Origin of the sequence: Mesorhizobium sp. M0052, assembly GCF_040323255.1 — a bacterium.
In the GTDB taxonomy this organism is placed as follows: domain Bacteria; phylum Pseudomonadota; class Alphaproteobacteria; order Rhizobiales; family Rhizobiaceae; genus Mesorhizobium.
In genome coordinates this window covers 174,330-187,928 of the sequence record NZ_JAMYUS010000007.1, presented here as the reverse complement: position 1 = coordinate 187,928, position 13,599 = coordinate 174,330, and the positions used below count along the sequence as shown (strand labels likewise).

The 13,599-nt window shown below is 62.4% G+C and carries 14 protein-coding genes; 8 read left to right on the top strand and 6 right to left on the bottom strand.

Annotated elements, in window-relative coordinates; all coding sequences use genetic code 11:
- Nucleotides 1-88: 88 nt before the first annotated feature.
- The 6 genes from rpmH (at nt 89) to yihA (ending at nt 4,947) form a co-directional block, all read left to right on the top strand.
- Entirely contained in the window at nt 89-223 is a 135-nt protein-coding gene (gene rpmH, locus NKJ77_RS11830; protein ID WP_008833937.1) for a 50S ribosomal protein L34, read from the top strand.
- Between the two features lie 16 nt (nt 224-239).
- Nucleotides 240-593, top strand: a complete 354-nt coding sequence (gene rnpA, locus NKJ77_RS11825) for a ribonuclease P protein component (protein ID WP_023672264.1) — start codon at nt 240-242, stop codon at nt 591-593.
- Nucleotides 594-607: 14 nt separating this feature from the next.
- Nucleotides 608-2,422, top strand: coding sequence for a membrane protein insertase YidC (yidC, locus tag NKJ77_RS11820; protein ID WP_023709266.1), 1,815 nt, complete (start codon nt 608-610; stop codon nt 2,420-2,422).
- A 345-nt stretch (nt 2,423-2,767) separates the two neighbouring features.
- Nucleotides 2,768-3,334 carry a fasciclin domain-containing protein gene (locus NKJ77_RS11815; protein ID WP_023673244.1) on the top strand — a complete coding sequence of 189 codons (567 nt, stop codon included), beginning with the start codon at nt 2,768-2,770 and terminating at the stop codon, nt 3,332-3,334.
- Between the two features lie 318 nt (nt 3,335-3,652).
- Nucleotides 3,653-4,291 carry a CatB-related O-acetyltransferase gene (locus NKJ77_RS11810; protein ID WP_023701989.1) on the top strand — a complete coding sequence of 213 codons (639 nt, stop codon included), beginning with the start codon at nt 3,653-3,655 and terminating at the stop codon, nt 4,289-4,291.
- Nucleotides 4,288-4,947, top strand: a complete 660-nt coding sequence (gene yihA, locus NKJ77_RS11805; protein WP_023824002.1) for a ribosome biogenesis GTP-binding protein YihA/YsxC — start codon at nt 4,288-4,290, stop codon at nt 4,945-4,947. The genes NKJ77_RS11810 and yihA overlap by 4 nt, the downstream gene beginning before the upstream one ends.
- 66 nt (nt 4,948-5,013) lie before the next feature.
- On the opposite strand, the gene NKJ77_RS11800 is transcribed toward yihA, so the two are convergent.
- Entirely contained in the window at nt 5,014-5,757 is a 744-nt protein-coding gene (locus NKJ77_RS11800; RefSeq protein WP_023681357.1) for a TetR/AcrR family transcriptional regulator, read from the bottom strand.
- 146 nt (nt 5,758-5,903) lie between these two features.
- Here NKJ77_RS11800 and NKJ77_RS11795 point away from each other — a divergent pair, with 146 nt between their 5' ends.
- Both NKJ77_RS11795 and NKJ77_RS11790 read left to right on the top strand, forming a co-directional pair.
- The gene (locus NKJ77_RS11795; protein WP_352535255.1) at nt 5,904-7,085 is read left to right on the top strand and encodes an HlyD family secretion protein; all 1,182 of its coding nucleotides are present in this window, start codon (nt 5,904-5,906) and stop codon (nt 7,083-7,085) included.
- A 21-nt stretch (nt 7,086-7,106) separates the two neighbouring features.
- On the top strand, nt 7,107-8,708 hold the full coding sequence (locus NKJ77_RS11790; RefSeq protein ID WP_352535254.1) for a DHA2 family efflux MFS transporter permease subunit: 1,602 nt from the start codon (nt 7,107-7,109) through the stop codon (nt 8,706-8,708).
- 117 nt (nt 8,709-8,825) lie between these two features.
- Here the strand turns inward: NKJ77_RS11790 and NKJ77_RS11785 are convergent, their stop codons facing one another.
- The 5 genes from NKJ77_RS11785 to NKJ77_RS11765 all read right to left on the bottom strand — a co-directional run bounded on the left by NKJ77_RS11785 (nt 8,826) and on the right by NKJ77_RS11765 (nt 13,273).
- Entirely contained in the window at nt 8,826-10,373 is a 1,548-nt protein-coding gene (locus NKJ77_RS11785) for an FAD-dependent monooxygenase (RefSeq protein ID WP_081732445.1), read from the bottom strand.
- 151 nt (nt 10,374-10,524) lie between these two features.
- Entirely contained in the window at nt 10,525-11,025 is a 501-nt protein-coding gene (gene msrB / locus NKJ77_RS11780; RefSeq protein WP_023736961.1) for a peptide-methionine (R)-S-oxide reductase MsrB, read from the bottom strand.
- Between the two features lie 211 nt (nt 11,026-11,236).
- Nucleotides 11,237-11,794, bottom strand: a complete 558-nt coding sequence (locus tag NKJ77_RS11775; RefSeq protein WP_023687459.1) for a fasciclin domain-containing protein — start codon at nt 11,792-11,794, stop codon at nt 11,237-11,239.
- Between the two features lie 220 nt (nt 11,795-12,014).
- Nucleotides 12,015-12,737 carry an anti-sigma factor gene (locus tag NKJ77_RS11770; RefSeq protein ID WP_023736962.1) on the bottom strand — a complete coding sequence of 241 codons (723 nt, stop codon included), beginning with the start codon at nt 12,735-12,737 and terminating at the stop codon, nt 12,015-12,017.
- A complete protein-coding gene (locus tag NKJ77_RS11765; protein WP_023673234.1) occupies nt 12,734-13,273 on the bottom strand; it encodes a sigma-70 family RNA polymerase sigma factor in 540 nt (179 codons plus the stop codon). Before NKJ77_RS11765 ends, NKJ77_RS11770 begins: the two co-directional genes overlap by 4 nt.
- Between the last annotated feature and the right edge of the window lie 326 nt (nt 13,274-13,599).

The window sequence follows — 13,599 nt, the reverse complement described above, 5'->3', positions numbered from 1 at the left end:
GTTTCGATCGCGCCAATGCCGGCCCGGCAAAGCTCCTGTTACACAGTGACAGAATCAAGAAGGGCCGCACCCCGCGGTATTAAAACAAATGAAGCGTACCTACCAACCGTCCAAACTCGTCCGCAAACGCCGGCACGGTTTCCGTGCTCGCATGGCCACCAAGGGTGGTCGCGGCGTCGTCGCAGCTCGCCGCAACCGCGGCCGCAAGCGGCTCAGCGCCTGAACGGAAGACGAGATCGTTGCCCGCAACCGGCAAGCCAGTGGGACCAAACCCCAAGCGGCTTCTGAAACGTGCGGAATTCCTGGCCGTCCGCCGCGGTGAAAAGCGGCGCGGGCGGCTTTTTCTCGTCGAAGTTCTCGACCGCAATGACGGCCTGCCGCCGCGCGTCGGCTTCACCGTCACCAAGAAGGTCGGCAATGCGGTTGTCCGCAACCGCGTCAGGCGGCGGCTGAAAGAAGCCGTGCGCACCCATGCCGCAAGTGACATGGCGCCCGGCAATGACTATGTCATCGTCGGGCGTGAAGACGTGCTCACCATTCCGTTCGGCCAGTTGAAGGCCGAACTCTCCCGCCGTCTCAGCGGAACACGATAGGCCAAGGGCTTTCGATGGAAAACAACCGGAACTTCTACATCACCATCGTCTTGTCGGTGCTGATCCTCGGGCTGTGGCAATATTTCTATGTGCTGCCGCGCAGCGAACAGCAGCGCGAGGCGGCCCGCATCGAAGAGCAGCGGGCGGCGGAGCAGAAGAAGGCGGCCGAGGCCGCCAACCCCGGCGGCACGCCGGCGCCCGCAGCGCCCGGCGCCATTCCAAACGCGCCCGGCACCTATGTTACGACGCCGGAAGGCCGCGCGCAGGAAGTGGCCAAGACGGCCCGCGTCAACATCGACACGCCGAGCCTGTCGGGCTCGATCAACCTCACCGGCGCCCGCCTCGACGACCTCAAGCTCAAGCACTATACCGAGACGGTCGACAAGACATCGCCGCAGATCCAGCTGCTCAATCCGCAGGCGCTGCCCACCGGCTATTATGCCGAGATCGGCTTTGTCGGCAGCGACACGACCGGCACGGTGCCGGGCCCGGAAACGGTCTGGAGCGTCGACGGCAATGCGACTCTGACGCCGGCGACGCCAGTGACGCTGACCTTCACCAACGACAAGGGCCTGACCTTCAAGCGCACGATCTCCGTCGACGGCGACTACATGTTCACCGTTTCCGATGCGGTGCAGAATTCAGGCTCGGCCCCGGTCACGCTGTCCAATTACGGCCGCGTCATCCGTTTCGACAAGCCAGCCATTGCCAGCTCCTATGTGCTGCATGAAGGCCTGATCGGCGTCACCGGCACGGAAGGCCTGCAGGAGCACAAATACGCCGACATCGAGAAGAACAAGCTGTATACGCCGAGCAAATCGACCGATGGCTGGCTTGGCATCACCGACAAATACTGGGCGGTCACCCTGGTGCCGACCGAGAAGCAGCCCTTCCAGCCGCACTATGCCTATTACGACAATGGCCGCCCGCGCTACCAGTCGGACTTCCTCACCGACCCGATCACCATTGCCGCCGGCCAGTCGGCGACGGTGGAGACCGAGATCTTCGCCGGCGCCAAGGAAGTCAACAAGATCAACGCCTACGCCCAGGACCGGCAGATCAGGCTGTTCGACCGGCTGATCGATTGGGGGTGGTTCATCTGGATCACCAAGCCGATGTTCTACCTGATCGACACGCTGTACAAATTCTTCGGCAATTTCGGCCTGGCCATCCTTGCCACCACGGTCGTCGTCAAAACCCTCTTCTTCCCGCTCGCCAACAAATCCTATGCGTCGATGGCGAACATGAAGAAGGTGCAGCCCAAGATGCTCGAGATCCGCGAGAAATACGCGGACGACAAGATGAAGCAGCAACAGGCGATGATGGAGCTGTACAAGACCGAGAAGATCAATCCGCTCGCCGGCTGCTGGCCGGTGGCGCTGCAGATCCCGGTGTTCTTCTCGCTCTACAAGGTGCTCTACATCACCATCGAGATGCGGCACGCGCCGTTCTTCGGCTGGATCCAGGATTTGGCCGCGCCCGATCCGACCTCGGTCTTCAACCTGTTCGGCCTGCTGCCCTTCGCGCCACCGGCATTCCTGCCGCATATGGGCGCCTGGGCGGTGGTCATGGGCATCACCATGTTCCTGCAGATGCGCATGAACCCGACGCCGCCGGATCCGACGCAGGCGCAGATCTTCACCTGGATGCCGGTGATCTTCACCTTCATGATGGGCAGCTTCCCGGCCGGCCTCGTCATCTACTGGGCCTGGAACAACACGCTGTCGATCCTGCAGCAGGGCGTGATCATGAAGCGCCAGGGCGCCAAGATCGAATTGTGGGACAATCTGACGGCATTGTTCCGAAAGAAACCCTCGCCGGCTGAATAGAAGGCGCTATTCCGGCAATCAAAGCCCCGGCTCGTCCGGGGTTTTTTTGGACGAGGCGCGCATCACGTTCCCGTGAGGCGCGAAACTTGCGGCGTGCAACCGGCGTGGCTGCTGCTTGTACCGCCAAGGCCGATCAACACCGATCAGCTCTAATCCGAAGACCGCTGTTTTTGATCCGTGACCCCGTCATGTCCATCGCGGGGATGCGGCGCGTGGAATGGGCATTCGCCTTTAAGTATTTGTTATCATTATCGTTTTTTACTCTGCACCGAAACTTTCCCGCAATCGCCGCGTAACTCTTCCCGACAATCGAATCAACAATTGTCGCACCAGAAGGGTTCTCCAATGGCAAAGTCCATCCTCAAGGCATTCTGCTTTTCCGCCGGCCTGGCTCTATCGGGCCTCGCAGCTACGACGGCCTATACGCTCGCCAATCCCGCCGTTGGCGGCGCTGCGATGCTGACCTCGAAGAACATCGTCGAGAACGCCCTCAACTCGCCGATCCACAAGACGCTGGTTGCCGCCGTCAAGGCCGCCGGCCTGGTCGACACGCTGGAAAGCGCGGGACCCTTCACGGTGTTTGCGCCGACCGATTCCGCCTTTAAGAAACTGCCGGCCGGCACCGTCGCCACGCTGGTGAAGCCCGAAAATAAGGACAAGCTGACCAAGATCCTGACCGCCCATGTCGTGGCCGGCAAGATCTCCGCCAAGGATATGATGACCAAGGCCAAGGCGATGGGTGGCAAGTATGAAATGAAGACCGTCAGCGGCGACACGCTGATCGCCGAGGTAAAAAAAGGCGCGCTTTATATCGTCGACGAATCCGGCGGCGCCGCCAAGGTAACGGTCGCCGACGTCAACCAGTCGAACGGCGTCATCCACGTCGTCAACAAGGTGCTGTTGCCGAAGTAACGGTTTTAGGCAACGGGGAATGACGGCGGGCTGCGACGGGCTTTCTCGGTCTGCCTTCCCCACCTCACGGCGAGGTGCCATTCTTTTGAAGCCGTCTTCGACACCACCGGGGTCCTGCTTGTCCTTCGCAGGGCCCCGTTTTTCGTTTCAGGGCGCCTTAGGCGACTGCGCTGCGGTCGACCTGATCGTGATCTGCCGCGGCACCAAGTGAACATCGAAGCCCAGCAGGGCTCGCTCATCGGGCGATTGGTGCTATAGGGCGGATCACGCCATCTAGAATGGCGGCTTTAATTTGCGCCACTCTCGACGGATCTCGCCATGGACGGACCCAACCCAGACATCAAACACCCGATCCCGATGCACACCCGCGTCGGCTTCCTCAAGCCCCTGGTCACCGCGCCGAATATCGAGATCGGCGAGTTCACCTACTATGACGATCCTGACGGACCGGACAAATTCGCCGAGCGATGCGTGCTGCATCATTATCCCTTCATCGGCGACAAGCTGATCATCGGCAAGTTCTGCGCCATCGCGGAGGGCGCGCGCTTCATCATGAACGGCGCCAACCATGCCATGTCCGGCTTTTCCACCTATCCGTTCAACATTTTCGGTCATGGCTGGGAGCAAGGCTTCGACCCGAAGACGTGGTCACAGGAACTGCGCGGCGACACGGTGGTCGGCAATGATGTATGGATCGGCATGGATGCGGTGATCATGCCCGGCGTGTCGGTCGGCAATGGCGCCATCGTGGCGGCGAAATCGGTGGTGACGCATGACGTGCCGGCCTATGCGATCGTCGCCGGCAATGCGGCAAAGGTGGTGAAGATGCGTTTCGACGACAGGACGGTGCGGCGGTTGCTGGCTGTGGCGTGGTGGAACTGGCCGGTGGACAAGATCGGCCGCAACCTCAACGCCATTCGGGGCGCCGATATTTCCAGGCTGGAGGCAGCGATTTGAACGCGCTGGGCAACACCGTCATCGGCACCGACCTGTTCACCAAGGGGTGGATCTTCATCCGCGGCGTGCCGGCGATGAAGTTCCTGCCGCCGGAGGGGCCGCCTGAGATCGCCTTTGCCGGCCGCTCCAATGTCGGCAAGTCGTCGCTGATCAATGCGCTCGTCGGCCATAACGGGCTGGCGCGCACCTCCAACACGCCGGGCCGCACGCAGGAGCTCAACTATTTCGTGCCGGGCGGGTTTTCCGGCGAAGGCACCGACCTGCCGCCAATGGCGCTGGTCGACATGCCGGGCTACGGCTATGCCAGCGCGCCGAAGGAAAAGGTGGACGACTGGACCAAGCTGGTCTTCGACTATCTCAAGGGCCGCGTGACGCTGAAGCGGGTCTATGTGCTAATCGATTCCCGGCATGGCATCAAATCCAAGGACGACGAGGTGCTGTCGCTGCTCGACAAGGCGGCGGTGTCCTACCAGATCGTGCTGACCAAGACCGACAAGATCAAGGCCGCCGGCGTGCCGCGGCTGGTCGAAGAGACATTACTGAAGATCAAGAAGCGACCGGCGGCGTTTCCGTTCGTGCTCGCCACGTCGTCGGAAAAGGGCGAGGGTCTGGACGAACTGCGCGCGGCGATCGTGCTGGCGGCCAATGGCGGTTAAAAGCAACTCCGGGAAAAGTGTGAAGCGGTTTTCCGTCCGGAGTTGCGAAAAAAGACCTTTGGCTAACTAGGCCTTTGCCTTGGACTTCGCCTCGAGCGCGATCATCTGATGGCTTTCTTCCTCGGCAAGCTTTTCGGTGCCGTAGGACTTCAGGAACAGGCTGACGCCCGACCGCACGATGTGGTCGATTTCATCCTGGCTCGGCGCCTTGGTGCGGTAGGCGAAGATGCACTGGCGAAACAGGCCGGCGAGGCACAGTTCGGTGAATTGATAGGCGGCAAGATCGACATCATCGATCTTGAGCAGGCCGCGTTCGATGGCTGCATTGAGGAACTTGACCACCTTGTCGTGGCCGCGTTTGGGGCCGCGTTCGTAAAACCGCGCGCCCATGTCCGGTATCCTGTCGGAGGCGCCGATCACGGTGCGTTGCGCCTGGATGACCTTGGCCGAGGTGATCTTCATCGACAGCACCTTGCCGAATTTCACCAGCGTCTGGCGCAGATCGTCGGCGCGGTCGAGCATGTCGTACATGTTCTTGAAGATGGTGCCGCGCTCTTCCTCGATCAGCGCCTCGAACAGCTCTTCCTTGTTGGCGAAGTAGACATAGATCGTGCCCTTGGAGACGCCAGCCTCGCGGGTAATGTCGTTCATCGACGCCGCTTCGAAGCCCTTGTCGATGAACACGCGCCGCGCGCCCTCGATGATCTGGCTGCGCTTGACCGGATCCTGGCCCGCCGCCGGGCGGCCGCGACGCGCACTATCCAGCACATCGCACGGATCATTTTCGACGTCGGGTAACGTGTCGGCCATTAAAGTCACACCTCGCGAAATAATTCGAACCGAGCGGTTCGATTGCTCTTGATATGGGCCTGCTTTAGCGCTATGTCAACGTTCGCATCGAACCGAACGGTTCAGTATAACACATTTTCCTTATGTAGCTACGGTAGCGAGATATCATGTCCTCGAACACGCCAACCACCGCCGAAGTCCGCCCCTTTCCCAACGCCAAGGTCTCGCCGGTTATCGAAGCGCCGGAAGCGCCCATCAAGCCTGCCGCCGAAGTTTTGGCCGAGGTGCCGGCCAAGAAGAAGCGGTCGGCTCGCTCGTTCATGCTGCCGATCATCGGCCTCGCTCTGCTCAGCGCCGGCGCCTGGTATGGCTATAATTACTGGACCGACGGCCGGTTCCTGATCTCGACCGACGATGCCTATGTCCAGGCCGACATGTCGTTCGTCTCGCCGAAGATTTCCGGCTATGTCGATCAAGTCAAGGTCTCGGAGAACCAGCAGGTCAAGGCCGGCGATCCGCTGCTGACGATCGACGACGGCGACTACAGAATAGCCGTTGCCCAGGCGGAGGCGCAGATCGCCACGCTGGCCAAGACGCTCGACCGTATCGACGCGCAGACCAAGGCGGCGCAAGCTTCGCTGCAACAGGCGCAGGCGCAGAAGGTCGCCGACCAGGCGGCAGCCGACAACGCCGCTCGCGCCCAGCAGCGCGCCGCGCAACTGGTCAAGACGCATGTCGGCACACAGGCGCAACTGGACGATGCCCAGACCGCTCTCGACCAGGCCAATGCAGCCCTCGTCGGCGCCGACGCGCAGATTGCAGCCGCACAGGCCAATATCGGCGTGTTCGAAGCGCAGCGCGCCGAATCGGCCAGCACGCTGGCTTCGCTGCGGCTGAACCGCGACAAGGCCGCGCGCGATCTGTCCTTCACCGTGCTCAAGGCGCCTTATGACGGCGTCGTCGGCAACCGCTCGGTCGAGCAGGGCGACCTCGTCAGCCCCGGCCAGAAGCTCGCCGTCGTGGTGCCGCTGGACAAGCTCTACATCGTTGCCAACTTCAAGGAGACGCAGCTGGCCAAGCTGGTGCCCGGCGAGAAGGTGCGGGTCTCGGTGGACGCCACGGACGGCCATGATTTCGAAGGCACGGTGTCGTCGCTGGCGCCGGCTTCGGGTGCGGTGTTCTCGCTGCTGCCGCCGGAAAATGCCACCGGCAACTTCACCAAGGTGGTGCAGCGCATCCCGGTTCGCATCGACGTGCCGGCCGATGTGCTGAAGGCAGGCAGGCTGCGCGCCGGCCTGAGCGTCGTCGTCGCCGTCGACAGCCGCACGGCTCCGGCTACGACGAACTGAGCGAAAGCCGGGAGCAACGCCATGGCAACCGCAACCATAACTGCAGGAGCGGGGCCGGCGCCTGCCATGCCGGCGGTACCGACGACCATCTCGACGCGCCGCCTCATCGCCTTCCTGGCGATGGTGTTCGGCATGTTCATGGCGATCCTCGACATCCAGATCGTCTCAGCCTCGCTGGCGGAGATCCAGGCCGGCCTCAGCGCCAGTTCCGACGAAATCCCATGGGTGCAGACCGCCTATCTGATCGCCGAAGTGGTGATGATCCCGCTGTCGGGCTTCCTCAGCCGGATGCTGTCGACGCGCGTGCTGTTTGCAGGCGCCGCGGCCGGCTTCACGGCGGCCAGCGCGCTGGCCGCGACCGCCACCAACATCGACCAGATGATCGTCTACCGCGCCATCCAGGGCTTTATCGGCGGCGGCATGATCCCGAGCGTTTTCGCCGCCGCCTTCACCATCTTCCCGCCGTCGCGCCGCGCCATGGTGTCGCCGATGATCGGCCTGGTGGCGACGCTGGCGCCGACCATCGGCCCGACCGTCGGCGGCTATATCAGCCATGCCATGTCGTGGCACTGGCTGTTCCTCATCAATGTCATTCCAGGCATTCTGGTGACGGTCACGACCTGGACCCTGATCGATTTTGACAAGCCCAATCTCGGCCTGTTCAGCAAGTTCGACTGGTGGGGCCTTGCCGGCATGGCGGCGTTTCTCGGCTGCATGGAATATGTGCTCGAGGAGGGTCCGAACCATGACTGGCTGCAGGAACAGGCCGTGTTCATCTGCGCCATCATCATGGTTGTCGGTGCGGCGCTGTTCTTCTGGCGTGCCTTCACCGCCGAGGAGCCGATCGTCGATCTCAGGGCCTTCACCAACGTCAATTTCGCCTTCGGTTCGCTGTTCTCCTTCGTCATCGGCATCGGCCTGTACGGTCTGACCTATCTCTACCCGGTGTTCCTCGGGCGCATCCGCGGCTACGATTCCATGATGATCGGCGAAGCCTTGTTCGTCAGCGGCCTGGCGATGTTCGTCACTGCGCCGATTTCCGGCATCCTGTCGAGCAAGATGGATTTGCGCATCATGATGATGATCGGGCTGTTCGGCTTCGCTGCCGGCACATGGTGGATGACGCATCTGACCGCCGACTGGGATTTCTGGGAATTGCTGATCCCGCAGATCCTGCGCGGCAGCTCGATGATGCTGTGCATGGTGCCGATCAACAACATTGCGCTCGGCACCTTGCCGCCGGACCGGCTGAAGAACGCGTCGGGCCTGTTCAACCTGACCCGCAACCTCGGCGGTGCGGTCGGCCTTGCCGTCATCAACACCGTGCTGATCGATCGCAGCGCCTTCCACTACGCCAGGCTGGCCGAGCATGTGGAATGGGGCAGTGCGGCGGCGCAGACCAAGCTGCAGAACATGACGCTCGACTTCCAGCAGACTCCCGGCCTCGACGCCACCAAGGCGGCGATCTCCAAACTGTCGGGCATGGTCCAGCAGCAGGCGTCGCTGCTGTCGTTCATGGATGTGTTCACCATGCTGACCGTGCTGTTCGCGACCATGGCGGTCTTCACCCTGGTCATCGCCAAGCCGGCGCCGCCCGCGGGCAGCGGCGGCGGAGGCCATTGAGCGCGCCGGACCCCCCGCCTGGCGCGCTCATGTGTGACCCCGGAAATCACCCCCGATTTCCGGGGTCACGCTTAAGCATCGATCGTTGTCAAGCTCCTTGGTCGAACACCCGGCGCGCTATGCTGCGGCAGGCGGCCCAAACCATTTGGTCAGCGAGTCGGTTAGCCCGGCTGCTTCAGGGCCGCCGACCCAGGCCACATAACCGTCAGGCCGGACCAGCACTGCGCGTGGGGCTTCGACTGCCCCCAGCACCGGAAGCTCCCATGCGCCATCGTAGCTGGCGTCGACCAGCTGAATCCGCTCCACCCACTGGCCGATACCAAAAGCGCCGGGCTCACCAAGATTAAGCAGCAGCGGCCGAGCGTCATGCAGCAGGGCGAAAACCGGCAGCGGACCGGCAGCGGTGACGAGGTCGAGATCCGGCATGCGACGCCCCAGCAGCGGATGCCCCTCGCCAAGATCGTAGTGGATGTCCAGGCCGGACAACATGCCGGCAAAACGCTTGCGCGGCTCTTCCATGCCGAGAAGTTCCGACACTGTATCGCGCAGCGCCTTGGTGCGCTCGTCTTCGCGACGGAGCACGACCGACGCCATGGTGTTTTTCATCACACGCGCGGCAATCGGGTGGCGCTCTGCCTGGTAGCTGTCGAGCAGGCTTTCGGGCGCAGTTTTCCTGACCACCTGGGCGAGCTTCCAGCCCAGATTGACCGCGTCCTGCACGCCGGTCTGCAGCCCCTGTCCACCGTCCGGTGGATGCACGTGCGCGGCGTCGCCTGCCAGCAGCACCCGCCCCTTGCGGTATGAGGCTGCCTGCCGGGTCATGTCGGTGAAGCGGGCCAGCGATGTTGGATTGTGGACGCCGTAATCGGTGCCGTAGACGGCAATGAGCGCCTCGCTGAGCTCATGCAATGTGGGCACGCCGCCGGCCCCGACCTCGCGTTCGGTCACCAGCACCCGCACCGTACCGTCTTCCAGTCTGCTGAGGCCGTGAATTCCGATGGCATCGCGGTGGATACCCCATTGCGGCTCTTCTGTTACCTCGATCTCGGCGATCAAATTGCTGGTTGTCGGCTCGGAACCGGGGAACTCTATGCCCGCCGCCTTGCGCACGAGGCTTCTGCCGCCGTCGCAGCCGACAAGATAATCGGCACGAAGCGACCCGCCATCTGTCAGCGCGACATCGACGCCGCCTGCATCCTGCACGAAGCCTGTCACCTCGCGGCCACGGTAGACCGTGACGCCAAGTTCATCGACCCAGCAGGCAAGGATGCGCTCGATGTGCTTTTGCCACAGCGCCAGCCCGTAATTGTGGCGGGTGGGGAAGTCGCTGATATCAAGCGAAACGCCGGCGAAACCCGCGACCTGGGCGGTCTGGCCTTGCGACAGGAACCGATCGGCAATGCCGCGCTGGTCGAAGATCTCGATGGTGCGCGAATGCAGGCCGCCGGAGCGCACGCCCGCGAGATCCTGGTTCTCGCGCCGCTCGACGATGGCGACATCGATGCCGGCCAGGGACAGTTCGCCGGCCAGCATCAACCCGGTCGGGCCGCCGCCGGCGATCACCACTTGATGGGAGATACGCGGCCGGTCCGCATCAACACCGCCGGTCGATTTGGCGGTCGATCTGCGCTCGCTAGCGCGAGCCCGTGCTTTGGTTCGTTGCATAGGTTCTGGCCCTCTCGTTAGGGCTGCGGAATCTACGCATAAAAAGCCGTCTGCCAATTCTTGAAGTTGACTGTTTTCGCTCCATTTCAAGAGATAGGAGGCGGTCGTCACGCCGGCGCCAAATCCCCACCCCGCTAAAGACGCCGAACGGTCAGGCAGTGGCCGGCTTGAAGCTGAGCGCAACGCCGTTGATGCAGTGGCGCAGGCCGGTGGGTGCGGGACCGTCATCGAAGACATGGCCGAGATGACCGCCGCAGCGGCGGCAATGAACCTCGGTGCGGGTCATGCCCAGAGAACGATCCGTGGTCTTGCCGACGCTGTTGGCGATCTCCTGCCAGAAGCTCGGCCATCCGGTACCGGAATCGAACTTGGTCTCCCAGGAATAGACCGGCAGGTCGCAGCCGGCGCAGGCGAAAATGCCTTTGCGGTGCTCGTTGAGCAGCGGGCTGGTGCCGGGATATTCGGTGCCTTCCTTGCGCAGCACATTGAAGGCTTCATCCGACAGGATGGCGTGCCACTCGGCGTCGGTCTTGGTGACCTCGAAGGTTTCGGCAGCTCTGGCGGACTGGGTTCCGCCCAAGCGTAGCGTTGCCAAGGCGCCGGCGACGGCCGCAAAGGCGACGCCACTCAAAAGCAAGTCGCGACGGTTCATGACGGAAATCCTCCTGCGGATCATTTTGCCAGATTTGGCCGCCACTGGAAAATCAAAAGCCGGTGACGGTTGCCCTGCAAACCGAACGCTCCAAGCCGGCTCCGCGTTTTGTGGCGGACGGCGTGGAGCGCTCGGAAGATTGCGCGGCCCGCGAAGGGGGAGCCGCGCAATCAGAGAGCTTACCGCCTGTTCGTCGGCGGCAGGGGCTTTGTTACATCTTCGGCAGCAGGACCTTGTCGATGACGTGGATGACGCCGTTCGACTGCTCGACATCGGCGATCGTGACATTGGCGACATTGCCGTTCTCGTCGGCTACGGTGACCTTGCCGCCATCGGCCTTGAGCGACAGCTCGCAGCCGCCGACCGTCTTGACCTTGTGGGTGCCGCCATCGGCCTTGGCCATCGAGGCGACATCGGCGCCCATCGCCTTGGCGCCGATGACATGGCAGGTCAGGATCTTGGTGAGCTTGTCCTTGTTCTCGGGCTTGAGCAGCGACTCGACCGTGCCAGCCGGAAGCGCGGCGAAGGCCTCATTGGTCGGCGCGAAGACGGTGAACGGGCCGGCGCCCTGCAGTGTCTCGACCAGGCCGGCAGCCTTGACGGCGGCGACCAGTGTCGTGTGATCCTTCGAATTGACGGCGTTCTCGACGATGTTCTTGTTGGCGTACATGGCGGCGCCGCCAACCATCGGATTCTCGGCATAGGCGATTGTGGCGAGGGCGGAGACGGCAATGGTACCGGCGAGCAAAAGGGTGGCGATTCTACGCATAGTGTTCGAACTCCTCGGGGTTATTGTTTCCTCTTTCGGAACAGAGGAGATACGAAATAGACCTGCCTGAGTTTCCGCGCGCCGGGAAAAATTTCCTTTATTTTGTCGGCGAATTAATCTCCCAGATCGAACCTCTAATCTCCAGCAGCGTATCCAAAACGAAAACAGCGGAAGATGTACTTCCGCTGTCTTCATTGTCACGTCATGGTTTTACGATCTATCAGATGCCCTTCAGGTCGCCCGCGGCAACGACCGGTCCGGTCGGCTGTCCCGTCGTCGAACCGCCCGTCGGCTCGACGCTGACAGCAAGCACGGCGCCTTGCGCCAGCTTCTGCTGCACGGCCGGGGTAACCGGGATATGGGCGACCTGGCCGGCGGGGATGACGCCCATCGAGACCGGAGCATTCTTGCCTTCGATCATCCACAGTTCGAAGTCCTTGCCGGCGGCGCGTTCGCCCGAAACCAGCGACAGGCCGACATCGCGGCGGGAAGCGTCGTAGACGACAAGGTATTTGACATCGCTGCCTTCGGCAGCCAGCGAGGCGACGAGGCGCTCCTGCGGCACGACGACCGGCGACCTGACGTAAGGCACGGCGACATAGAGCACCAGGGCCGCGAGAGCCGCTGCGGTGAGGCCGCGCCAGAAGCTAAGGCTGGACCACAGGCTGCCGCTCGGGGCCGTCGTCGACGCCGCGGTGGAGGAGAACAGCCGGCGATCGATAGCCGGCTTGATGGTGGCCGGCGGCTCTACCTCAGCATAAGCGGCAGCCATCGGCGAGAGGTTTACTTCCCAGGAATCGACGAGACGGGCAAAGCCGGTCTCCGCGTCGATGCGTCCGGAGGCTATCTGGCGCTCATCCGCCGGCAGCACGCCGAGAACGTATTCGGCTGCGAGCAGGTCGTCGCCTCCACGTTCCGGTCCATTTTCTTCTGCCAGGGTCATCTTTCCAGACATTCTCTAAGTTTCAACAGGCTGCGGCGCAGCCATGTCCGCATCGTGTTGAGCGGAACCTTGTGACGTTCCGCGAGCTCGGCGTAACTTTCGCCGTTCAAATAAGCACCCCGAACGGCTTGCGCCCGGTCTTGTTCCAACTCTTCAAGGCACTGATAGATGCGCTCGGATTCACCGCCCGCAACAACCATAGCCTCTGGCCCCGGACCGGGGTCAGCCACGTCGAGCGCGGCATCGATATCGGCAGCGGGCTTGCGTCGCGACCGGATGCGATCAATCGCATGATTGCGTGCTATGGCCACCAGCCAGGAGATTGGGCTTAGATCGGAAACAGCGAAACGGTCCGCCTTCGTCCACACTTTGACGAAGACCTCTTGCAGCGCTTCTTCCGCATCTCCGCGATCCTTCAATACACGAAGGCACACGCCGAAAAGTTTCGCACTGGTTTGCCGGTAAAGCAGATCGAACGCAGTCCGATCCTTCATCGAGGTCCGGACAATCAGGGTGGAGATATCCTGCGGCGTCATACGGACAAGCTAAGCGATCACAATTTATTTGCAAAGGCAGAAATCTTGTTGTCCACGCAAACGATGTCCGCGCCCGATCGCCAGTAATCGCCGGTCGGTGCCAAGGAAATCGGCTGTCGTTAGCCTCCCGCAGAAAGGGGAACAGCAATGTCGGCCGAACAGATGCTGTGGGAGAACGATGCAACCGACTTGGCAGGCTGTGCACAGAGGCGAGATCTCGCCGCCAGACCTTGTCGATGCTGCGATCGCGCGCGCCGAGGCAACCCGATCATTGCGCATCCGCCGCTTGCCTGAGGCGCCATGGACCCGAAGGGGGCCGACGAGCT